This window comes from Ruegeria sp. CL7, assembly GCF_056536445.1.
The window spans coordinates 62,126-81,357 of record NZ_JBQFPQ010000007.1 but is presented as its reverse complement, the minus strand read 5'-3'; the positions used below and the strand labels follow the sequence as shown (position 1 = coordinate 81,357).

The window sequence follows — 19,232 nt, the reverse complement described above, 5'->3', positions numbered from 1 at the left end:
AATGCCGGCGAGTCGGAGGTGAGCGTGCAGCAGATCGGAACTGTCTGGGCTAATTTGGACAGGCGTAAACAAATCATCGTCGCCGGTGCGGTTGCGCTGGTGTTTCTGGGAATCCTTGGCATGTCGCGCCTCGTGACGGCTCCGTCCATGACGCTGCTTTATGCGGGTCTGGAAAGCGGTGCCGCCGGGGAAATAGTACGCGCGCTGGACCAGCGCGGCGTCACATATGAAATTCGGGGCGGATCGATCTACGTATCCGGCGCGCAGCGCGACGAGCTGCGAATGACCCTTGCCAGCGAAGGCCTGCCCGCAAACGGCAATAAAGGGTACGAACTGCTTGATTCGCTAAGCGGGTTTGGCACTACCTCTCAGATGTTCGATGCTGCCTATTGGCGCGCGAAAGAGGGTGAACTGGCGCGGACGATTGTCGGTAGCCCGCATATAAGTCAGGCGCGCGTCCATATTGCCAACGGGACGGCAAACCCGTTTCAGCGCAGCGTGTCACCAACGGCTTCGGTCTACCTCGTGCCATCCGGGACCGAAATTACCGGGGATCAGGCCAAGGCCATCCGGTTCCTCGTTGCCTCGGCCGTCAGCGGCCTGACGCCCGAGAACGTTACGGTGGTTGATTCGCACGGGGCCGTGATTGGCGGGCAGGATACCGCAGCGCCTGCGGACACTTCGGACGACAAGTCGCGCCAGTTGCGGGAACGCGTTCTGCGTCTGGTCGAGGCGCGTGTCGGTACAGGCAATGCCGTGGTCGAGGTAAGTGTGGATACCGAAACCAGGACGGAATCCATTCGCGAGCGGCGCTTTGACCCCAAAGGCCGCGTGGCGATCAGCACGGATGTCGAAGAACGTTCAGACAGCGCCCGAAATCAGTCATCGGATGTCACCGTGGCGTCGAACCTGCCGGATGGCGATGCGGCGGGCGGGGACGAATCGAACTCGACGGCTACCCAGACTCGTGAGCGGGTGAACTACGAAGTCTCCGAGACAGAGCTGGAAGTCCATAAAGCCCCCGGCGCGATCAAGCGTCTGACGGTTGCAGTTCTGGTCAATGGGAAAAGATCGGTGGACGCCTCCGGTGTCGAAGTCTTCACGCCCTTGCCTCAGGAAGAGCTTACCGCTCTGGAAGAGCTCGTGGCGTCGGCAGTCGGGTACGATGCGGCGCGCGGGGACGTTATTACACTGAAATCCATGGATTTGCCGTCGGTCGAACCACAGGGCACTCTGGTTTCGTCGTCGCTCTGGCAGAAAATCCATCTGGATGTCATGTCCTTGATACAGATGGCTGTGCTGGCTTTGGTTTCGCTCGTGCTGGCCTTGTTCGTGATCCGCCCGATCCTGACAAATGCAACACCGACACCGGCGCTGCTGGCGGCGGCAGGAGGGGCGGATTCGGATACCCTGGCACTGACAGGTGAAATCGCACCGGAGGAACCGGCAGAGCACTCGACCCTGCCGGCAGAGCGTGGTGTTCCGGCTCTCGGCTCGAACGCCACTGAGGATCCTGTCGACCGGCTGCGCGCCATGATCGGTGACAAGCAGGAAGAAACTGTCGAGATCCTGCGCAGTTGGCTTGAAGAAGGCGAGGAGCGGGTATGATGTCGATTGCCCATCTTCTTGAGGATTTCACCACCCAGACCGGTACGGGGCCCGTTCTGATCTTGAATGAGGACACGCTGGAAGAACAACGGCTCTCTGCCTTCGAAGACGGGTATGGGGCCGGTTGGGAAGATGCCTCGCGGGCGCAGGAGCAAAGCCGCAGCCAGATTTCGGCTGAATTGGCAAGGTCGCTTGAGGATATGTCTTTCACCTATCACGAAGCCATCGCCCGCATGACCCTGTCGCTGGAGCCCATGTTCACCAGCCTGGTTCAGACCGTACTGCCTGAGATGGCCGATCGGGGCCTGGCAGCCCGCATTGTGGAGCAACTCTGTGAAATGGCGCGTTCGCGGATAGAGCAGCCAATGCAGATTTTGGTGCCGCTGGGATGTGCCGAGAGTGTCGCAGCGCTGTTGCCGCAAGATCTGCATTCTACTCCTCAGGTGATCGAACACTCTGAACTGGAGCCGGGTCAGGCCCGCCTTCAGGTCGGCACGAGCCGGCGTGAGGTTGATTGCACCGCTTTGCTCGCCGCCATCGAACAGACCTTTGACGCTTATGTCTTTGAGACAAGAGAGGCTTTGTCCAATGAATGACACCCAGATCCCGAAATCTGAAAAACCCAACCCCTTCGACTCGGTCCCGATTGAAGTGACCGTTTCCGTTGGTCGTGCGCGCCCATTGATCAAGGACCTGTTGAACATGGGAGAGAATGCCGTGCTGACCCTGGACAAACGGATCGAAGATCCGGTTGACCTCTATGTTGGGGATCAGTTGGTGGCGCGCGGGCTGTTGGAAGAAATGGAAGGCGATCAGGCAGGGCAACTTGCAGTGCGCTTGACCGAGATTGCGGATTTGCACAACGGAATCGGTTGATGCGCTATGTATTCTGCCTGGCTTTGGTGGCCGTGTTGACGCCCTCACTGGCCGCTGCCCAGGATTTGACCTTGTCCCTGGGCGAGGGCGGCTCGATTTCCGCCCGGACGATCCAGCTGATTCTGCTGATCACAGTCCTGAGCATCGCTCCGGGGTTGGCGATCATGATCACCTGCTTTCCCTTCCTGATCACCGTTCTGTCGATCCTGCGGCAAGGGATCGGCCTGCAACAATCTCCGCCCAATATGCTGTTGGTCAGCCTGGCGTTGTTCCTGACCTATTTCATCATGGACCCGGTGTTTTCAGAAGCATGGGCGACAGGGATACGACCGATGATGGAAGAGACGATGGAAGTGGAACCAGCGTTGGAGCGCGCGTTAGAGCCGTTCCGTGCCTTCATGGCGGCCCGACTGGATGCGGACACGTTCTATGCCATGGCGGCTTTGCGCCCCGGCGGTGAGGCTATGGAGTTGTCCGCACAAGCGCCGTTGTCTGTCTTGATGCCGTCCTTCATGCTGTCGGAAATCGCGCGGGCGTTTCAGATCGGGTTTCTGATTTTCCTGCCGTTTCTGATCATCGATCTTGTCGTGGCCGCTGTATTGATGTCGATGGGTATGATGATGGTGCCTCCGGCCATCGTATCCTTGCCATTCAAGCTGGCGTTTTTCGTGATCGCCGATGGGTGGGCTTTGATTGCAGGCGCTTTGGTGCGCAGTTACATGCCGTGACCTCGACATGTAGCCGCGGCGCGCTGAAAAAACAGGTGGTCAGACGCCTCTGCCCCACTGTTGCCAAAGGCGTAATTCAATGTCCCGCCGCAAGTGAAATGGATCAGCCCGTCTTGTTCAGGTCTTTGATCAACTGGTCCAGGTTGCCTTTGCGGGCATCCAGCATCGCGCCGATTTCGGTACGCTCGGTCAGCAACAAATTCACGCCTTCGATGAACATGTTGTAGAATTTTTCACGCCCTGACTTGTCCGAAACAAGGAACGTCACATCAAACGGAGCCGAGCCGCGCAGCTTGACAATTGTGCGCACTTCATATCCGGCCTTGATCTTGCGGGCATTGCGCACGTTGACCTCACCGCCGATGAACTCGCGGAAGCGGCGACCATATTTACGCGAGATATAGCCCTGAAAAGCCTTGGTGAATTGCTTTAGCTGGGATGGGGTGGCCGTGCGGGCATCGGCACCGAGGGCATAACGCGCCATGATCGGGACGTCGGCATATTGCACAAAGATCTTCTCGAAATCACGCAGCATCGCATTTTCTGACTTGCCCGATGCGATAACCCTGTTGATGTCGTTGACCACACTGTTGACCAGTGCCTTGGCTGATGCCTCGGTTTGGGCAAACGCGGATTTGGGCAAGACGGCCAAAGCCAGACCAGCTGCGACAAAGTTACGGCGGTTCAACTCGTTATTCAGCATAGGGGTCCTCGTAGGGGTCTAGATAGGGGTCCCTGACCGGGTCTGTCCCGGTTTCGGCATAGGGGTCAGAATACAAATCCAGATAGGCGTCTTCGTCATCTCTTGCCAGTTCGAAGCGACGGTTTTGCAGATAGATCAGGCGGGCCTGCGCATAACTGTCTGCGCTTTCATACAGAATCGAGTCCACGGTATCCGAGAACCGTCCACGATCGCCCATGCGGCGAACGACTTCGGCATAAACGCCCAGATTGTCGGCGGGCCGGACCGGGGTAAAATTGATCGGATTCGAGAACAGGTTAATCACGACCCCGATGGCATCCCTTTGGGTCGACGGGCCATAGAAAGGCAGTTCAACATAAGCCCCTTCACCGACCCCCCAGACGTGCAGGGTCTCGCCGAAATCAGTATCGACGGGCGGCAGGTTCAGCTCATCTGCGGGCGCGGACAGGCCAAAGCCGCCCACGGTCATGTTGATCACAAATCGCAGCAGCGCATTGCCCATCTGTTTCGGGTTGCCCTGAAGCAGGTAGTCGACCGCTTGTCCGGGCAACGAGATGTTTTCGGCGAATGTGCTGAAACTGGTGACCATGGGATCAGGAACGATCTTCACGTACCCTTTCGACGCAGGTCGAAACAGAAATCGGTCAACGCCCAGATTGAACTTGTGAATTCCCCGGTTCGTGTTTTCGTAAGGGTCGAACACGTCGCTGCGAGAGGCACCCTCGGGCGGGGTCGTTGCACAGGCGGACAGAATGGCCATGAGTGACAGGACAACCAGGTGTTTCAGGCGAAATCTGCTCGACACGATCTTTGCTTCTCCCAAATGCCCGACATCCGCTCTGTCGGGCCAACAATCACAATTCACCAATACTTACACGCCGGTAAGGCACAAGTTCTTGTCACATAGTCGTTTCAGGTCTCAAATGAAACACCTAGCGTGTAACCTGTCCGTCAGGTCCGGGTAAAGTAATTGAGTATCTACAAGTCATAATAAGTAAAGATATGCTCAGATCGCATGCAAGCCGGAATTTGCCGCATTCCGTCTTTCCACGGCTGTGCTTCCCGGTTAGCGTCCGGCAGAGTCAATCAGGGAAGGACCCTCTCAATGAGCATCGCTGCAAAATTGGAAAGCCTCGGTGTCACGCTGGGCGACGCACCCGCTCCAGCGGCAAATTATGTGCCGTATGTGCGTGTGGGCAATATCGTGTACGTGTCCGGCCAGATATCGAAATCAGACGAGCTGATCACCGGCAAGCTGGGCGATGATATGGATGTCGAGGCCGGAGCCGCAGCGGCGCGGGTCTGCGCGATCAATCTGCTGGCACAGGTCAAGGCGGCCTGTGGCGGAGATATCGACAAACTGGTGCGTGTCATCAAGCTGACCGGTTTCGTGAACTCGACCGCAGATTTCACTGCGCAGCCGCAAGTGATCAACGGCGCATCCGACTTTCTGGTCGAAGCGCTGGGCGACGCCGGTCGCCACTCGCGCTCTGCCGTAAGTGCTGCGTCGCTGCCTTTGGGCGTGGCGGTCGAGATCGAAGGCATATTCGAGATCGAATGATACCGCCCCTGCCAACTGCGTTTTTGCAGGCCCCAATTGCTCATCGGGCGCTGCATGACGTCTCGAACAACCGCCCGGAAAACAGCCGGGCGGCCATTCGTGCCGCCATTGATGCCGGATACGGGATCGAGATCGACCTTCAGCTGACATCTGATGATCGTGCCGTCGTGTTCCATGATTACGACATGGGGCGTCTGACCGGCCAGCCCGGGCCGATCCGGCAGGTGTCGGCGGCGGCGGCGTCTGAATTGACCCTTCTGTATGGGGATGACGGCATTCCAACGCTGGATGAAGTGCTGGACATGGTCGCAGGCCAGGTGCCGCTGCTGATCGAGCTGAAGGATCAGGACGGCGTTATGGGTATGAATATCGGCGCCCTCGAGCACGACACCGTGCGCGCATTGCAGGGCTATGACGGCCCGGTGGCCCTGATGTCCTTCAATCCAAACTCGGTTGCGGAACTGGCGCGGCTGGCCCCGCATCTGCCGCGCGGCATCACGACTTGCGCCTATGAGCCCAGTGTCGAGCTTCTGCCGCAAGACGTCTGCGACACCCTGCGCGACATTCCTGATTTTGACCGTGTCGGGGCCGGTTTCATCAGTCACGAGTCGGAAGATCTTTCCCGCCCGCGTGTGGCCGAACTGAAGGCGCAGGGCGTGCCGATCCTGTGCTGGACCGTCCGAACGCCTGAACAAGAGGCAGAGGCCCGCATGGTTGCCGACAATGTGACCTTCGAAGGGTATCTGGCCGCGCATTCAGCTTGAACCTTGCCGCCTCGGTCACAGATATAGGGCTGGTGCGGAGGAAACATGGATCAGGCCCAAATCGAAGTTCAGGTCATTGGGTCTCTGTCGCGGATTTCAGCGGCCGAGTGGGATGCCTGCGCCTGCCCCGAGGCCGCTGATGGTGGGCGGCCCCTTGATCCCTTCACCACGCATCGCTTTTTGCTGGCGCTCGAGGAAAGCGGCTCGGTCGGGCGCGGTACGGGTTGGCAACCGCAATACCTGACAGCCTTTCTTGACGGGATCCTGATCGCAGCGGCCCCGATGTATGCCAAATCGCACAGCCAGGGCGAGTACATCTTTGACCACAGCTGGGCCCATGCCTATGAAAGCGCAGGCGGGCGGTATTATCCCAAACTGCAAATTGCGGTGCCGTTCACACCCGCCACCGGGCGGCGGTTTCTGGTGCGCCCGGGTTATGACAGGATCGGAATGTCGGCTTTGGTGCAGGGTGCCGTTCAACTGGCGGCCGACAATCAGGTCTCTTCGGTTCACGTAACCTTCTGTACAGAAGCCGAGGCATTGGCCGGAGAGCAGATGGGGCTAATGCTTCGCAGCTCGCAGCAGTTTCACTGGCTAAATGATGGCTACGCCGAATTCGATGACTTCCTAGCGGCCTTGTCCTCACGCAAGCGCAAGAACATCCGCAAGGAACGCGCGCAGGCCAATGGTTTTGGCGGTGAAATCCACACATTGACGGGCGATGACCTGCGCCCGGAACACTGGGATGCATTTTGGCGGTTCTATCAGGATACCGGGGCGCGAAAATGGGGGTCGCCCTATCTGACGCGTCAGTTTTTTGACATCGCACAAGAGACGATGGCGAAGGACATGGCCCTGGTTTTGGCTGAACGGGATGGTCATGCCATTGCGGGTGCGCTGAACTTCATAGGCCGCGAAACGCTTTTTGGGCGGTATTGGGGCTGCATTGAACATCATGCCTGCCTGCATTTCGAACTGTGCTACTATAGGGCGATAGACTTTGCCATTGCCCACGGTCTGGCCCGGGTAGAAGCGGGCGCTCAGGGTGAACACAAGCTGGCGCGGGGCTATTTGCCGACGCGCACGCATAGCTTGCACTGGGTCGGCGATCCGGGGTTTGCCGATGCCGTCAAAAAATATCTGGACGCCGAAGGCCGCGCAGTGGGAGAAGAGATCGAGATTCTGACGGATTACGGCCCGTTCAGGAAATCGAACCCGGAGGAACAGCAATGACTGAACTTTTGTCCGCCGAGACCCGTGGCCCGCTGCTGGATCCGCTGTTCAAAAACGGCTGGACCATGGTCGAAGGCCGCGACGCGATCACCAAGACCTTCATTTTCGACAACTTCGTGCACGCATTTGGCTGGATGACGCAAGTGGCGATCTGGGCCGAGAAATGGAACCATCATCCAGAATGGTCCAACGTCTACCGCACGGTCGAGGTGGTTCTGTCCACCCATGACGTAGGCGGCCTGTCGTCACTGGACGCCAAACTGGCCCGAAAGATGGACAGTCTGTGCTAGCGGTCGTTGCCTGACCCTTGGCCACCGGCAAGCGACGCAGCCGTGCCCATCTGCTTGAATTCCGCAGGTGTGACGGTGCCATCGCTGACATCGATGGACCTTGGGATGCCAGTGGTCTTGTTCCCGATCTGGCGCACGCTGCGCGCCGCTGGGTTGATATCCAGACACCGGTTTTCATAGCAGGTCAGGCCAGACGGATTGATCTGGATGCGGGCCTGTCCGTCAGGCCCCGTCACCACAGGAGATTGCTGAACGTCACAGGCCGCGGCCAGTGCCAAAGCACCCATTCCGATCCATTTTTTCATAGCAAGCTCCCTCAAGCGGGCTTAGTCCAGTTGACCATTGCCATTCTGATCTGCCACGCCAAAATCTTCATTCATCTGTGCATCATATTCCGATCTTGAGATAAAGCTGTCCTTGTTGCGGTCAACATCCTGGAACTGCTTTATGTCCAGAAACGGCTTGGCCTCGGCCAGACCCAGTGTGCCGTTCTTGTCTTCGTCCATGGCCTGAAACGCATAGTCTGAAAAAGCGTCGAATTCGTCTTTGGACAGGAACCCGTCATTGTTTGCGTCGATGGCATTCAATTCTTTTTCATGCAGCTCGGCCACGGTTTCGGCATTGGTCGCCGAGGCTAGGAATGCAGCCATGAATACAAAAATCGTCCGTTTCATGTCCAATCTCCTCAGCATGCAAACCTTTGGCCTTCAATGCCACCGGCAGCAGCGCCGGCTGCGGTCAGGATCGTCTTGCCCGATCCGCCGCCGAACTGGTTGCCGATCGCGCCGCCGATCAAGGCGCCGCCCAATGTGCCGCTGAGGCAGGCAATTTCGTGCTGTCGGGCGGCTTGCTGTTGCGGAGTTGGGGCCGGACCGCAGGCTGCCAAAAGGGCTGCGCTGGTCAGGATGGATGGAAATACCTTAAGTTTCATAAAAGTCTCCCCAATTTTGTGCGACGAGTATTCGCGCATTGAGGCAGTGCTTCAAGTTAAATTGGGTTCACGCGGCCCCGGACAGACCGGGGCCGGCCAAATTCAGATCACCTCCAGCAGACCTTCACCCGCCGAGATCCCGCAAGCACCGGGGTTATCTTCCAGGTTCAGGGCCGTGACCTTGCCGTTCTCGACCAGCATCGCATACCGTTTCGAGCGTGCGAACAGGCCAACGGGCGGGGCGTCGAAATCCATGCCGATGGCTTTGGTGAATTCTGAGGCCGCGTCTGAAACCATGGTCAGTCCGGCTGCGGTCGCGCCGGAGGATTCACCCCAGGCCTGCATGACGAACGGGTCGTTGACCGACAGGCACATGATCTCGTCCACGCCCTTGTCGTCGAACTGCTTTTTGGTGCGAATGAAGCTTGGCACATGTGCGGTGGTGCATGTGCCGGTATAGGCGCCGGGCACAGCGAAAATGACAACCTTGCGCCCTTTGGTCTTGTCTGAAATCCGAACTTCCTCTGGCCCGTCGGCCCCCATCTGGATCAGTGTGGCCTCGGGCAGAGTGTCTCCTGTTGAAATCATTTTTCAGCTCCTGTCGTTTGGATTTGCAGAATTGGGCTAAGCCGCAATATAGGTGGTCAAATCAGAGAGACCACGGGAAATCTGCAGGGTGGGCAAAGCATGAGCCATATTGTCGTGATTGGCGCGGGTCAGGCAGGAGCGTCCTTGGTGGCGCGGTTGCGCAAGGACGGGTTCGACGGAGAGATTACTCTGATCGGGGCCGAGCCGCATCTGCCGTATCAGCGCCCGCCTTTGTCCAAGGCCTATCTTCTTGGAGAGATGGAACTGGAGCGCCTGTTCCTGCGACCCGAAAGCTTCTATGCCGAAAACAACATCACTCTGCGGCTTGGCCAGCGCGTGACCGGCATCGACCCCAAGGCCAAGACGGTCACTGTTGGGGATGAAGTCATCCCGTATGACGAACTGGCGCTGACCACCGGGTCAGATCCGCGCCGCCTGCCTGCCGCCATCGGAGGTGATCTGGACGGCGTGCACGTGGTGCGCGACCTGGCCCATATTGACGAGATGGAACCCAAAGTGACCGAAGGCGCCCGCGCGTTGATTGTGGGCGGCGGTTACATCGGGCTCGAGGCCGCCGCCGTCTGCGCGAAACGCGGCGTCAAGGTCACCTTGGTCGAGATGGCCGACCGCATCCTGCAACGGGTCGCTGCGCCAGAAACCAGCGCGTATTTCCGCGCGTTACACAGCGAATACGGTGCCGACATCCGCGAAGGCGTCGGGCTGGATCGTCTGATTGGCGAAAATGGCAGGGTTGTGGGGGCCGTGTTGACGGACGGCACGACGCTGGACGTTGATTTCGTCGTGGTTGGTGTGGGCATCACCCCCTCAACCCAACTGGCCGAGATGGCAGGGCTCGAACTGGACAACGGCATCAAAACCGATGCCCATGGTCGCACGTCTGATCCGTCGATCTGGGCGGCGGGCGATTGCGCCTCTTTTCCGCATGGCGAAGGGCGTATCCGTCTGGAAAGCGTCCCAAACGCCATCGACCAGGCCGAAATTGTGGCGCAGAACATGCTAGGTGCCGCCAAGGATTATGTGGCGACCCCATGGTTCTGGTCGGACCAGTACGACGTCAAGCTTCAGATCGCGGGCCTGAACACCGGATATGATCGCGTGGTGACCCGCAAGGGCGAGGGTCAGACCGTGTCTTTCTGGTATTACAAAGGCGACAGGCTGATTGCTGTGGACGCGATGAATGACCCGCGGGCATACATGGTCGGCAAGCGATTGATCGAAATGGGCAAGACCGCTGATCCCGAAGTCGTGGCAGACCCCAACGCGGACCTGAAACCGCTGCTCAAGGCGTGAGGATCATAGCCGGAGAATTCCGGGGCCGCGCCCTCGCCTCGGTTGGCAAGGGTGATGCGGGCGCGCATCTGCGCCCCACCACCGACCGCGTGCGTGAAAGCCTGTTCAATGTGCTCAACCACCAGATCGATTTTGACGGTTTGCGCGTGCTGGATCTGTTCGCGGGAACCGGGGCGCTGGGGCTCGAGGCGCTGTCGCGGGGGGCGTCGCATGTCACCTTCGTCGATGACGGGCGGGTGGCTCAGGGGTTGATACGCAAGAATATCGACCTGACCCGCAGCGCCGACCGTACCGACTTGGTCCGTCGCGATGCGACCCGGTTGGGCGACAATCCCGGCGCGCCATACGATCTGGTTTTTCTGGACCCGCCTTACGGGAAATCCATGGGGCAGAAGGCCGTCGCCGCCTTGGCCAATGGCTGGATCGCGGATGATGCCTTGTTGGTCTGGGAAGAAAATGCCCCGATGCAGGCGCCGGCCGGGTTCACATTGCAAGACAGTCGCAAATATGGCGACACGCATATTTCCTTGATGTGGAAAGATGTGCCAGGCTGAGATGTTCCGTGCGGTTTGGCCCGGGGCCTGTGTTTGCAATGACCGGACAGCTTGGATAGGCCGAGCGCGAGGCACAGCAGGAATCCCATATGCACGATCTTGTCATTTTCGATTGCGACGGCGTTCTGGTGGACAGCGAGGTGATCTCGAACCAGGTGCTGGTGGACAATCTGGCGCATCATGGCCTGCAACTGGCACTGCGTGAATGCATGTCCCTGTTCGTGGGCGGAACCATGGTGGGGGTGCGGGACAAGGCCCGCGCGATGGGCGCCGTTCTGCCCGAAGACTGGATAGATCAGGTCTATGCCGAAACCTATGACCGCCTACGCGCAGGTGTGCCATTGGTCCCCGGCATCGCAGACCTGCTTGCGGGGCTGGATCAAAAGGGTATCCCCTGTTGCGTCGCGTCGAATGGCAGCCCGGACAAGATGAAGATCACTCTGGGTCAGAACGGGCTTTGGGACCGTTTCAAAGACGTGTTGTTCTCGGCCCATGTGCTGGGCACCGGAAAGCCGGACCCAAAGATGTTCCGCCTGGCCGCCGAGCACTTTGGCGCGACGGCTCCGGTGGTGATCGAAGACAGCCACAGTGGTGTCACGGCGGCGATCCGCGCGGGCATGCGTTGCCTTGCTTATGCGCCTCATGGAGGCGGTGAAAAGCTGGCGGATCTGGGGGCCGAGGTGATCACGGACATGTCACAGGCGCATGGGTTGTTGGGACTTTGACCCGCGGTTGTGCTAGTGTGCACGCATGGACCGCACCCTGACACCTTTTGCCTGGACCTTTTCCAGTGACACCGAAGCCTCAACCGGCCCCGAGCGTAAACCCATGCGCGCGCCGGTCTTCATCCACGACGCGGTCACGCCGTGGGCGGACGAAACGATGCTGCTGAAACTCCTTCGCGAACAGGCCGCGGATCAGGAGGAATAGGTCGGGTGAAATTTGCCAGCGGGTGACAGGGTAAAGATATCGACCCCATCCGAGGTGACGCCCACCGAATGTTCGAACTGTGCCGACAGCGATTTGTCGCGGGTCACGGCTGTCCAGTCGTCGGCCAGAGTCTTGGTTTCCGGGCGACCCAGATTGACCATGGGTTCGATGGTAAAGAACATACCCTCTTCCAGCACGGCACCGGTGCCCGGGCGACCATAGTGCAATACGTTCGGTGGCGCGTGAAACACACGACCCAGACCATGACCGCAGAAATCACGCACGACGCTCATCCGATGTGCTTCGACATAGGACTGGATGGCATGGCCGATGTCGCCAAAGGTATTGCCCGGCTTGACCATCTCGATGCCCTTGAACAGTGCGTCATGGGTCACCTGGATCAGCCGTTCCGCCTTGCGCGGCAGCTTGCCCGCCACATACATGCGCGAGGTGTCGCCAAACCAGCCATCGACGATGACGGTGACGTCGATATTCAGGATATCGCCGTCCTTCAGCTTTTTCTCACCTGGAATACCGTGGCAGACCACGTGGTTCACGCTGATGCAGCTGGCGTGCTGATAGCCTTTATAACCTATGGTGGCCGAGGTCGCACCGGCGTCTTCGACCATCTGCGTGATCAGCCCGTCAATGGCGCCCGTGGTTTGTCCGGGAAACACATGTTCGGCAATATCATCCAGAATCCGCGCCGCCAAAGCCCCCGCCGCGTGCATCCCGGCGAAGTCACCTTGTTCATAGATGCGAATGCCGTCCTTGGTCAGGCGGCCACGATGCTCTTTCATCGACGCTAAGCTCCAAATGTTGCGCGCAGCATTCCTTTTACGCTGCTTGTGCAGAAAGTACCAGAGGGCGCGTGTTCAGACTGCGTAAACCATGCGGGAAACTTGGTTCCGTTGGCTCAGGATTCAAGAGTAGGGGCTGCATTGCAGCATCTCGGACCCCACCGCCTCGACTGCAATCCGTACGGCTACTGGCTTGGACACTTTTCACGGCAGGCGGATCAGTATCTAATGATTGCACTTTTTCTTGAGAAAATCAGGGAACCGGATGCATGTCACAGAAACGAGAATTGATCTCTAACGGAAACCCCATGGAAAGCATCGTTGGGTTCAGCCGAGCGGTTCGGGTCGGGAACTTCATCGCGGTCGGGGGAACCGCACCAGTCGATGCTGACGGCAACACTGTGGGTGTCGGCGATGTCTATCTGCAAACCAGACAATGTTTCGAAATCATCAAAGATGCGCTTGAGCGTGCCGGGTCAGGGCTGCACGATATTGTCAGAACGCGTGTCATCCTGACCGAAATCGAAAACTGGAAACAGGCGATCGAAGCCCGAAAGCTGTATTGTCTGGATGCTCGCCCTGTAGATACTATCATGGCCATCGAACGATTTGTGAATCCCGAGTGGCTGGTCGAGATTGAGGTTGATGCTGTCGTTGCGGACTGACTCAGCCGGCCAAGATCCTCATTTCAGTCTGCACCCAAACCCCCGACGGCGTTATCCGCGTCCCGCAAACGATCCGTTCCACCCCTTGCGCCTGCGCCGCCTCAAATGCCGCCGCGTAGGCTGGATCAATATCGGCCGCCAAAGCAAACCGGTCGCAATCGGTTCGCTGAACCAAATACAGCATGATCGCCCGGTGCCCTTGTGACGCCATCGCGGCCAACTCGCCCAGATGCTTGGTGCCACGGGCTGTGACGCTGTCGGGAAACTCGGCCAGTCCGGGCTGGCGTGAAAGTGTCACGCTTTTCACCTCGACATAGGCATCCGGCAGGCCCGGCTCCGTCAGCAGGAAATCGATGCGGCTGTTGTCGCCGTATTTCACCTCGGGCCGGACGGTGTCATAGGCGGCCAGTTCGGGGATATCACCGGCTTCCAAAGCAGCCCGCAGCGCCCGGTTCGGGACCGAGGTATCGACCCCGGTAAAATGCCCGTTCTCGTGGTCCACCAGCCGCCATCCGAATTTCAGCTTTTTCTTCGGATCGTCGTTGGGTTCCAGCCAGATTTTCTCACCCGGTTCGGCCAGCCCCATCATCGATCCCGGATTGGCGCAATGGGCCGTTACCTCACTCCCGTCCTCAAGCCTGCAATCGGCCAGAAAGCGTTTGTAGCGGCGGATCAGCCGGGCGGGGACAAGAGGGGTTTCAAAACGCATGTCTCACGGCCTATACCTGCCCCTGAAAACGATCAAGAGGGGACAGCGCCATGGCCAATCCAACCGCAGCGATGCTGGTGATCGGGGATGAAATCCTGTCGGGTCGCACCCGCGATGCGAATATGCATTTTCTGGCGCAGGAGCTGACCAAACACGGCATCGACCTGAAAGAGGTCCGCATTGTCAGCGATGATGCCCCTGCCATTGAAGCGGCCGTCAAAGCGTTGTCCGATGCCTATGACAATGTCTTCACCAGTGGCGGCATCGGCCCGACCCATGACGATATCACGGCGGATTGCATTGCCCGCGCTTTCGATACACCCATTGATGTGCGCGATGACGCGCGCGCGCTGTTGCAGGCCCATTACGACAAATCCGGGCTGGAACTGAATGCCGCCCGCCTGCGCATGGCGCGTATTCCGGACGGGGCGACGCTGATCGAAAATCCGGTTTCGACAGCGCCCGGGTTCACGCTTGCGAATGTGCATGTCATGGCGGGTGTGCCGTCGGTTTTTCAGGCGATGGTGGCGAGCGTGTTGCCAACATTGACCGGAGGCCGCCCTTTGCTGTCGCAAACTCTGCGTGTGGACCGCGGAGAAGGTGATATCGCCGCAACCCTGGCGGCCTTGGCCGAAGATTTCAGTGACTTGTCCATCGGGTGCTATCCGTTTCAGATCAACGGTGCCTTCGGGGCCAACGTGGTTGTACGCGGCACCGACGGAGGCCGGATCGACGCGGCCACCACCCGCCTGGCGAAAGAGCTTGAGCTTTGAGCAATAACTGGGCGGAAATAGTCGACGGAACATGGCCCGCCGCACGCTATCAGCGGCTTGGCCCGTTTCTGCTGCGTGAGGGGCGGGGCGGAGGGTCGCGCGTATCAGCGGCCAGTGCATTGGGCCCGGCCAACGAAGACGATATCGACGCCGCCGAGGCCGCGATGCTGTCCATGGGGCAAAAACGCATCTTTTGCCTGCGGCCCGGGGATGAAGCTCTGGATGCAATGCTGGCCCAGCGGGGATACGACATTCTTGACCCGGTCAACATTTATGTCTGCCCCATCTCTCGGCTGATCGATCAGCCGATCCCACCGGTCATGGTGTTTTCGATCTGGGAACCGCTTGAGATCATGCGCGAAATCTGGGCCTCGGGCGGGATCGGACCCGAGCGGATCGCGGTGATGGAACGTGCCAAGGGACCCAAGACAGGATTTTTGCTGCGTCACAACGACAAACCCAGCGGCGTGGCTTTTGTGGCGATGCATGCAGACACTGCGATGGTCCACGCGCTGGAAGTGTTGCCCGAACACCGTCGTCAGGGGCTGGGCCACTGGACCATGCGCGCGGCCGCATTCTGGGCGCGTGATCACGGTGCGCAGAACCTCAGCGTGATCTGCACCAAGGCCAATGCGGGCGCCAACGGTCTTTATCGTGCCCTCGGGATGGAGATCGCGGGCGAATACCATTACCGTCATCTTGTCTGAACCGAAGAGGCCGCCGTGACACAAAAAGACATGCCTACCGCGCTGAACCTGCCCATGGTCGATCCGCTGCCGCCGGAAACGCAGAAATACTTTGATATCTGTGTCGAAAAACTGGGCATGGTGCCGAATGTGCTGAAAGCCAACGCATTCGACATCGACAAGCTGAACGCCTTCACCGCGATGTATAACGACCTGATGCTGGCTGACAGCGGGCTGACCAAACTGGAACGCGAGATGATCGCGGTCGTCGTCTCGTCAATCAACAAATGTTTCTACTGTCTGGTCGCCCATGGGGCGGCGGTGCGTCAGCTTTCGGGCAATCCGCAACTGGGCGAAATGCTGGTGATGAACTATCGCGTCGCCCCGCTGGAGCCGCGTCAACGGGCGATGCTGGACTTTGCCGCAAAGATGACCACCGCCAGCGCCGAGATCGAAGAGCCCGACCGCCAGCGCCTGCGCGATGCAGGCTTTTCCGACCGCGACATCTGGGACATCGCCAATGTCGCCGGGTTTTTCAACATGTCAAACCGGGTCGCCAGCGCAACGGCGATGGTGCCCAACGAAGAATATCACGCACAGTTTCGATGATCCGCGCCGCCGCCCTTGTTGCCCTGCTGATGACAGGACCTGTTGCCGCACAGGACCTGACCCTGCCGGCCAGTGCCCGACAGATCAGCGACCGAACATCGCCACTGGACAGCTATGACCTGCCGACGGGGCCTTATGCAAATGGCTCGGTTCCCGCAGAAACGCTCGAAGGGCGCGTGGAACGCTATACGTGGCGGCTTCAGGCGGGGTCGAGCACGACATTGCAGCTGCTGGCACCGTTGCGGGAACAGATCGAGGCGCAGGGCTACAAGATCCTGTTCGAATGCGACGCGCGGGTTTGTGGCGGTTTCGATTTCCGTTTTGGCACCGAGGTCGTGCCAACCCCGGACATGTATGTCGCCATTCAGGATTACCGGTTTTTGTCGGCCACCAAGGGGCCGGTTGCCCTTAGCCTGCTGGTCAGCCGCAATCCCCCGGATGGCTATGTTCAGATGATCCGGGTCACACCCCAGGACGCGCCGGACCCGGACCCTGTGGTGATCGAGCAAGCCGTGGAAGGCCCGGTCGGATTGCTGGAGGCCTTGGCGACAACGGGCCACGTGATCCTGGATGACCTGCATTTTCCGACGGGCGAGGTTGCCCTGGGCGAAGGGCCGTTTGACTCGCTGACCTTGCTGGCCGGATACTTGACCGACAACCCGAACACACGCCTGGCGTTGGTAGGGCACACTGACGATACCGGTGCCTTACAGGCAAATATTGCGGTTAGCAAAAGCCGGGCCGAGGCGGTGAGGACCCGCCTGATCGATGCGCATGGCGTGGCACCCGACCGGATCGAAGCGCAGGGTGTTGGCTATCTGTCTCCGCTCACATCGAATGCAACTCCGGAAGGGCGTGATCTCAACCGTCGGGTCGAAGCCGTATTGCTGGTCAACTGACCCACCACAGGTACAGCGGCAATCCGACGGTGATGTTGAACGGAAACGACACCCCCAGCGACAAGGTCAGATAGATCCCGGCCTCGGCCTTTGGAAGGGCGATCTTCATCGCGGCGGGAACCGCGATATACGAAGCCGAGGCTGACAGCACCATGAACAGGAACAAGCTGCCCTGTGGCAAGCCGATCACGGCACCTACCGCCCAGGCCATAAATGCGCCGATCAGGGGCATCAAAACACCAAAGGCGAACAGGCCAACCGACAGCTTGTCTCGGTTGCTGATCAGGCTGCGCCCTGCCGACAGGCCCATATCCAGCAGAAACAGGCACAGGATTCCTGTGAAAGGCGTCACGATGAAGGGCGCGATCATCTGCATGCCTTCACCACCGGTGATGGCTCCGATCAGGAAGGCACCGGTAAGCAGCACGATCGAGCCATTGGCCAGCAGATCGCGCCACAGCTTGTCATCCTTGACGCCATTGCTTCCGGTCTTGTGCGCCAACCAAAGCGCCGACAGGATTGCGGGCACCTCCATCGCAGCCGCAACGGCCACCATGAATCCGTCATGGGTCAGCCCCACCAGATCCAGCAGGCTGGTGGCCGTAACAAAGGTGACGATCGAGATCGAACCATAGTGCCCTGCCACCGCCGCCGCGTTCAGCGCATCCAGCCGTGTCATCACCCTGAGCAGGCCAAAGGCCACGAAGGGGATGGTAAAGGACAAGGCGACACCGCCCAGCAGCGTCAGGAACAGTTGCAGGTGAATGCCATGCGCGGCCAGACTGGCACCGCCTTTGAACCCGATGGCCAGCAGCAGGTAAAGCGACATGAACTTGGCCGCGCCCGCCGGAATGGACAGGTCACTGCGTACAAAGGCAGCCAGAAGCCCAAGGGCAAAAAACAGTATGGTCGGCACAAGCAGGTTGCTGGAAAGCGTCTCGATCACTCCGGGCATAATTGACTCCTGATCCCTCGTTTTCGGGTTAGGTGCCTTGCAAAACTGATTTCGCCAAATACTATCTTTCTAAGTTATATATAGTTTCAGGCTATGAAGTGCGTCCCACATTGCGACAGTTGGAATACATCGTTACGGTCAGTCGCCTTGGGCGATTCAGTTTGGCTGCCGAGGTGCTGAATGTCAGCCAGCCCAGCCTGTCGACGCAAATTGCGACTGTAGAACAAGAGCTTGGCGTTCGGATCTTTGAGCGTAACCGGGGTGGTATCCAGGTGACGGCGAAAGGAGAAGAATTCATCTTGCGCGCACAGAAGATCCTGGCAGAGGTCAAGGACCTTCGCCACGCCATGTCGAACGATATGCCCGTCGGAGGACGATTGCGACTGGGGGTTTTGCCTTCGATCGGGCCTTATCTGTTGCCGCAAGCCATCAAACAGGTGCACCGGATTCGCCCCGGATTGCGTATTGCGGTTCGCGAGGAAAACACACTGGATCTGGAACAGGGTCTGAAATCCGGTCGCTTTGATCTGATATTGTCCACGCCCGAAGACCATCCGAATACCGTGCAACACCGGTTGTTCAACGAACCTCTTTGGGTCGCGGTTGCCGTTGATGACGTTCTGGCGCGGGACTTGCAGGGTGTCAGTGCCACCGATCTTCAGAACCGGATCTTCCTCACCCTGGATCAAAGCCACCGCCTGTCGCGCATCGTCTATGCATTGGCGGCGGAATGCGGTGGGGTTGTTTCGGATGAGTATGAAGGCACGACGCTTGATTCCATTGTTCTGATGGCGGCTTCGGGTGTTGGTGTTGCGGTACTGCCTGATCTTTATGCTCGCAGACAGGGGATCTACCGCGACGAGGTGCGCTTGCGACCGCTGTCCATCGCCAATGCAAATCGCGATATTGCTCTTTTGGCACGCAGTTCCGAGACCCCACCGCCGGGTCAGAATGTGCTGACGGACAGCTTGCGCACTTCCGCCCGGTCCATGGGACTGTCAGTGATCGACCCGTAAAAAAAGGCCCGCACTTTCATACGCGGGCCAAAGGTTGGTCTTC

27 protein-coding genes are annotated in these 19,232 nt (G+C 59.0%); 18 read left to right on the top strand and 9 right to left on the bottom strand.

Annotation, left to right across the window (positions count from 1 at the left end):
• Positions 1-24: 24 nt before the first annotated feature.
• The 4 genes from fliF to fliP are packed head-to-tail and all read left to right on the top strand — an operon-like array spanning position 25 to position 3,212.
• Positions 25-1,608, top strand: a complete 1,584-nt coding sequence (fliF, locus tag ACR0LI_RS16160; protein WP_480718841.1) for a flagellar basal-body MS-ring/collar protein FliF — start codon at positions 25-27, stop codon at positions 1,606-1,608.
• Positions 1,605-2,204, top strand: a complete 600-nt coding sequence (locus ACR0LI_RS16155; protein WP_253283337.1) for a FliH/SctL family protein — start codon at positions 1,605-1,607, stop codon at positions 2,202-2,204. The genes fliF and ACR0LI_RS16155 overlap by 4 nt, the downstream gene beginning before the upstream one ends.
• Positions 2,197-2,484: a FliM/FliN family flagellar motor switch protein gene (locus ACR0LI_RS16150; protein ID WP_152459423.1), complete on the top strand. Its 288-nt coding sequence runs from the start codon at positions 2,197-2,199 to the stop codon at positions 2,482-2,484. The genes ACR0LI_RS16155 and ACR0LI_RS16150 overlap by 8 nt, the downstream gene beginning before the upstream one ends.
• Complete coding sequence (gene fliP, locus ACR0LI_RS16145) at positions 2,484-3,212, top strand: flagellar type III secretion system pore protein FliP (protein ID WP_171637353.1); 729 nt, start codon at positions 2,484-2,486, stop codon at positions 3,210-3,212. Before ACR0LI_RS16150 ends, fliP begins: the two co-directional genes overlap by 1 nt.
• A gap of 103 nt (positions 3,213-3,315) precedes the next feature.
• Here the strand turns inward: fliP and ACR0LI_RS16140 are convergent, their stop codons facing one another.
• Positions 3,316-3,915: an MlaC/ttg2D family ABC transporter substrate-binding protein gene (locus tag ACR0LI_RS16140; protein ID WP_171637351.1), complete on the bottom strand. Its 600-nt coding sequence runs from the start codon at positions 3,913-3,915 to the stop codon at positions 3,316-3,318.
• A complete protein-coding gene (locus ACR0LI_RS16135; protein WP_171117280.1) occupies positions 3,905-4,675 on the bottom strand; it encodes an MlaA family lipoprotein in 771 nt (256 codons plus the stop codon). The genes ACR0LI_RS16140 and ACR0LI_RS16135 overlap by 11 nt, the downstream gene beginning before the upstream one ends.
• A gap of 345 nt (positions 4,676-5,020) precedes the next feature.
• Between ACR0LI_RS16135 and ACR0LI_RS16130 the strand changes: the two genes are divergently transcribed.
• The 4 genes from ACR0LI_RS16130 to ACR0LI_RS16115 are packed head-to-tail and all read left to right on the top strand — an operon-like array spanning position 5,021 to position 7,763.
• Positions 5,021-5,476 carry a RidA family protein gene (locus ACR0LI_RS16130; protein ID WP_152459420.1) on the top strand — a complete coding sequence of 152 codons (456 nt, stop codon included), beginning with the start codon at positions 5,021-5,023 and terminating at the stop codon, positions 5,474-5,476.
• Positions 5,473-6,240, top strand: coding sequence for a glycerophosphodiester phosphodiesterase family protein (locus tag ACR0LI_RS16125; RefSeq protein ID WP_480718840.1), 768 nt, complete (start codon positions 5,473-5,475; stop codon positions 6,238-6,240). Before ACR0LI_RS16130 ends, ACR0LI_RS16125 begins: the two co-directional genes overlap by 4 nt.
• A gap of 45 nt (positions 6,241-6,285) precedes the next feature.
• A complete protein-coding gene (locus ACR0LI_RS16120; protein WP_171637349.1) occupies positions 6,286-7,473 on the top strand; it encodes a GNAT family N-acetyltransferase in 1,188 nt (395 codons plus the stop codon).
• Positions 7,470-7,763: a 4a-hydroxytetrahydrobiopterin dehydratase gene (locus ACR0LI_RS16115; protein ID WP_152459417.1), complete on the top strand. Its 294-nt coding sequence runs from the start codon at positions 7,470-7,472 to the stop codon at positions 7,761-7,763. Before ACR0LI_RS16120 ends, ACR0LI_RS16115 begins: the two co-directional genes overlap by 4 nt.
• Here the strand turns inward: ACR0LI_RS16115 and ACR0LI_RS16110 are convergent.
• From ACR0LI_RS16110 to ACR0LI_RS16095, 4 genes are all read right to left on the bottom strand, one after another.
• A complete protein-coding gene (locus tag ACR0LI_RS16110; protein ID WP_171637348.1) occupies positions 7,760-8,068 on the bottom strand; it encodes a hypothetical protein in 309 nt (102 codons plus the stop codon). The genes ACR0LI_RS16115 and ACR0LI_RS16110 overlap by 4 nt on opposite strands.
• 21 nt (positions 8,069-8,089) lie before the next feature.
• Positions 8,090-8,437 carry an EF-hand domain-containing protein gene (locus ACR0LI_RS16105; protein WP_480718839.1) on the bottom strand — a complete coding sequence of 116 codons (348 nt, stop codon included), beginning with the start codon at positions 8,435-8,437 and terminating at the stop codon, positions 8,090-8,092.
• 11 nt (positions 8,438-8,448) lie between these two features.
• Positions 8,449-8,694 (bottom strand): glycine zipper 2TM domain-containing protein, encoded by a 246-nt coding sequence (locus ACR0LI_RS16100; protein ID WP_171637346.1) that lies wholly within the window; start codon positions 8,692-8,694, stop codon positions 8,449-8,451.
• 102 nt (positions 8,695-8,796) lie between these two features.
• Positions 8,797-9,282, bottom strand: coding sequence for a redoxin family protein (locus ACR0LI_RS16095; RefSeq protein ID WP_480718838.1), 486 nt, complete (start codon positions 9,280-9,282; stop codon positions 8,797-8,799).
• 99 nt (positions 9,283-9,381) lie between these two features.
• Between ACR0LI_RS16095 and ACR0LI_RS16090 the strand changes: the two genes are divergently transcribed.
• The 4 genes from ACR0LI_RS16090 to ACR0LI_RS16075 all read left to right on the top strand — a co-directional run bounded on the left by ACR0LI_RS16090 (position 9,382) and on the right by ACR0LI_RS16075 (position 12,077).
• Positions 9,382-10,593: an NAD(P)/FAD-dependent oxidoreductase gene (locus ACR0LI_RS16090; RefSeq protein WP_171233428.1), complete on the top strand. Its 1,212-nt coding sequence runs from the start codon at positions 9,382-9,384 to the stop codon at positions 10,591-10,593.
• Positions 10,590-11,147, top strand: a complete 558-nt coding sequence (gene rsmD, locus ACR0LI_RS16085) for a 16S rRNA (guanine(966)-N(2))-methyltransferase RsmD (protein ID WP_171724700.1) — start codon at positions 10,590-10,592, stop codon at positions 11,145-11,147. Before ACR0LI_RS16090 ends, rsmD begins: the two co-directional genes overlap by 4 nt.
• A gap of 89 nt (positions 11,148-11,236) precedes the next feature.
• Positions 11,237-11,872 carry an HAD family hydrolase gene (locus ACR0LI_RS16080; protein ID WP_480486360.1) on the top strand — a complete coding sequence of 212 codons (636 nt, stop codon included), beginning with the start codon at positions 11,237-11,239 and terminating at the stop codon, positions 11,870-11,872.
• Between the two features lie 25 nt (positions 11,873-11,897).
• Positions 11,898-12,077 (top strand): hypothetical protein, encoded by a 180-nt coding sequence (locus ACR0LI_RS16075; RefSeq protein WP_171724698.1) that lies wholly within the window; start codon positions 11,898-11,900, stop codon positions 12,075-12,077.
• On the opposite strand, the gene map is transcribed toward ACR0LI_RS16075, so the two are convergent.
• Positions 12,065-12,877: a type I methionyl aminopeptidase gene (map, locus tag ACR0LI_RS16070; RefSeq protein WP_171637336.1), complete on the bottom strand. Its 813-nt coding sequence runs from the start codon at positions 12,875-12,877 to the stop codon at positions 12,065-12,067. The genes ACR0LI_RS16075 and map overlap by 13 nt on opposite strands.
• A 269-nt stretch (positions 12,878-13,146) precedes the next feature.
• Between map and ACR0LI_RS16065 the strand changes: the two genes are divergently transcribed.
• The gene (locus tag ACR0LI_RS16065; protein WP_245218178.1) at positions 13,147-13,542 is read left to right on the top strand and encodes a RidA family protein; all 396 of its coding nucleotides are present in this window, start codon (positions 13,147-13,149) and stop codon (positions 13,540-13,542) included.
• 1 nt (position 13,543) lies between these two features.
• Here the strand turns inward: ACR0LI_RS16065 and sfsA are convergent, their stop codons facing one another.
• Positions 13,544-14,251 carry a DNA/RNA nuclease SfsA gene (gene sfsA, locus ACR0LI_RS16060; RefSeq protein WP_480718837.1) on the bottom strand — a complete coding sequence of 236 codons (708 nt, stop codon included), beginning with the start codon at positions 14,249-14,251 and terminating at the stop codon, positions 13,544-13,546.
• A 50-nt stretch (positions 14,252-14,301) separates the two neighbouring features.
• Here sfsA and ACR0LI_RS16055 point away from each other — a divergent pair, with 50 nt between their 5' ends.
• The 4 genes from ACR0LI_RS16055 to ACR0LI_RS16040 are packed head-to-tail and all read left to right on the top strand — an operon-like array spanning position 14,302 to position 17,218.
• A complete protein-coding gene (locus tag ACR0LI_RS16055; RefSeq protein ID WP_171117137.1) occupies positions 14,302-15,024 on the top strand; it encodes a competence/damage-inducible protein A in 723 nt (240 codons plus the stop codon).
• Complete coding sequence (locus tag ACR0LI_RS16050; protein ID WP_209835209.1) at positions 15,021-15,731, top strand: GNAT family N-acetyltransferase; 711 nt, start codon at positions 15,021-15,023, stop codon at positions 15,729-15,731. Before ACR0LI_RS16055 ends, ACR0LI_RS16050 begins: the two co-directional genes overlap by 4 nt.
• Positions 15,732-15,761: 30 nt before the next feature.
• Positions 15,762-16,319: a peroxidase-related enzyme gene (locus ACR0LI_RS16045; RefSeq protein WP_152459932.1), complete on the top strand. Its 558-nt coding sequence runs from the start codon at positions 15,762-15,764 to the stop codon at positions 16,317-16,319.
• Positions 16,316-17,218 (top strand): OmpA family protein, encoded by a 903-nt coding sequence (locus tag ACR0LI_RS16040; RefSeq protein WP_210093660.1) that lies wholly within the window; start codon positions 16,316-16,318, stop codon positions 17,216-17,218. The genes ACR0LI_RS16045 and ACR0LI_RS16040 overlap by 4 nt, the downstream gene beginning before the upstream one ends.
• On the opposite strand, the gene ACR0LI_RS16035 is transcribed toward ACR0LI_RS16040, so the two are convergent.
• Positions 17,211-18,173: a sodium-dependent bicarbonate transport family permease gene (locus ACR0LI_RS16035; RefSeq protein ID WP_171637331.1), complete on the bottom strand. Its 963-nt coding sequence runs from the start codon at positions 18,171-18,173 to the stop codon at positions 17,211-17,213. The genes ACR0LI_RS16040 and ACR0LI_RS16035 overlap by 8 nt on opposite strands.
• A gap of 98 nt (positions 18,174-18,271) precedes the next feature.
• Here ACR0LI_RS16035 and ACR0LI_RS16030 point away from each other — a divergent pair, with 98 nt between their 5' ends.
• Positions 18,272-19,189 carry a hydrogen peroxide-inducible genes activator gene (locus ACR0LI_RS16030; RefSeq protein WP_171172024.1) on the top strand — a complete coding sequence of 306 codons (918 nt, stop codon included), beginning with the start codon at positions 18,272-18,274 and terminating at the stop codon, positions 19,187-19,189.
• Positions 19,190-19,232 lie beyond the last annotated feature (43 nt).

Bases quoted from the DNA above. Each gene is read 5' to 3' on its own strand.
- ACR0LI_RS16155 (WP_253283337.1), top strand. From the start codon at position 1,605: ATGATGTCGATTGCCCATCTTCTTGAGGATTTCACCACCCAGACCGGT.
- ACR0LI_RS16150 (WP_152459423.1), top strand. From the start codon at position 2,197: ATGAATGACACCCAGATCCCGAAATCTGAAAAACCCAACCCCTTCGAC.
- fliP (WP_171637353.1), top strand. From the start codon at position 2,484: ATGCGCTATGTATTCTGCCTGGCTTTGGTGGCCGTGTTGACGCCCTCA.
- ACR0LI_RS16140 (WP_171637351.1), bottom strand. From the start codon at position 3,915: ATGCTGAATAACGAGTTGAACCGCCGTAACTTTGTCGCAGCTGGTCTG.
- ACR0LI_RS16135 (WP_171117280.1), bottom strand. From the start codon at position 4,675: ATGGCCATTCTGTCCGCCTGTGCAACGACCCCGCCCGAGGGTGCCTCT.
- ACR0LI_RS16130 (WP_152459420.1), top strand. From the start codon at position 5,021: ATGAGCATCGCTGCAAAATTGGAAAGCCTCGGTGTCACGCTGGGCGAC.
- ACR0LI_RS16125 (WP_480718840.1), top strand. From the start codon at position 5,473: ATGATACCGCCCCTGCCAACTGCGTTTTTGCAGGCCCCAATTGCTCAT.
- ACR0LI_RS16120 (WP_171637349.1), top strand. From the start codon at position 6,286: ATGGATCAGGCCCAAATCGAAGTTCAGGTCATTGGGTCTCTGTCGCGG.
- ACR0LI_RS16115 (WP_152459417.1), top strand. From the start codon at position 7,470: ATGACTGAACTTTTGTCCGCCGAGACCCGTGGCCCGCTGCTGGATCCG.
- ACR0LI_RS16110 (WP_171637348.1), bottom strand. From the start codon at position 8,068: ATGAAAAAATGGATCGGAATGGGTGCTTTGGCACTGGCCGCGGCCTGT.
- ACR0LI_RS16105 (WP_480718839.1), bottom strand. From the start codon at position 8,437: ATGAAACGGACGATTTTTGTATTCATGGCTGCATTCCTAGCCTCGGCG.
- ACR0LI_RS16100 (WP_171637346.1), bottom strand. From the start codon at position 8,694: ATGAAACTTAAGGTATTTCCATCCATCCTGACCAGCGCAGCCCTTTTG.
- ACR0LI_RS16095 (WP_480718838.1), bottom strand. From the start codon at position 9,282: ATGATTTCAACAGGAGACACTCTGCCCGAGGCCACACTGATCCAGATG.
- ACR0LI_RS16090 (WP_171233428.1), top strand. From the start codon at position 9,382: ATGAGCCATATTGTCGTGATTGGCGCGGGTCAGGCAGGAGCGTCCTTG.
- ACR0LI_RS16080 (WP_480486360.1), top strand. From the start codon at position 11,237: ATGCACGATCTTGTCATTTTCGATTGCGACGGCGTTCTGGTGGACAGC.
- ACR0LI_RS16075 (WP_171724698.1), top strand. From the start codon at position 11,898: ATGGACCGCACCCTGACACCTTTTGCCTGGACCTTTTCCAGTGACACC.
- map (WP_171637336.1), bottom strand. From the start codon at position 12,877: ATGAAAGAGCATCGTGGCCGCCTGACCAAGGACGGCATTCGCATCTAT.
- ACR0LI_RS16065 (WP_245218178.1), top strand. From the start codon at position 13,147: ATGTCACAGAAACGAGAATTGATCTCTAACGGAAACCCCATGGAAAGC.
- sfsA (WP_480718837.1), bottom strand. From the start codon at position 14,251: ATGCGTTTTGAAACCCCTCTTGTCCCCGCCCGGCTGATCCGCCGCTAC.
- ACR0LI_RS16055 (WP_171117137.1), top strand. From the start codon at position 14,302: ATGGCCAATCCAACCGCAGCGATGCTGGTGATCGGGGATGAAATCCTG.
- ACR0LI_RS16045 (WP_152459932.1), top strand. From the start codon at position 15,762: ATGCCTACCGCGCTGAACCTGCCCATGGTCGATCCGCTGCCGCCGGAA.
- ACR0LI_RS16040 (WP_210093660.1), top strand. From the start codon at position 16,316: ATGATCCGCGCCGCCGCCCTTGTTGCCCTGCTGATGACAGGACCTGTT.
- ACR0LI_RS16035 (WP_171637331.1), bottom strand. From the start codon at position 18,173: ATGCCCGGAGTGATCGAGACGCTTTCCAGCAACCTGCTTGTGCCGACC.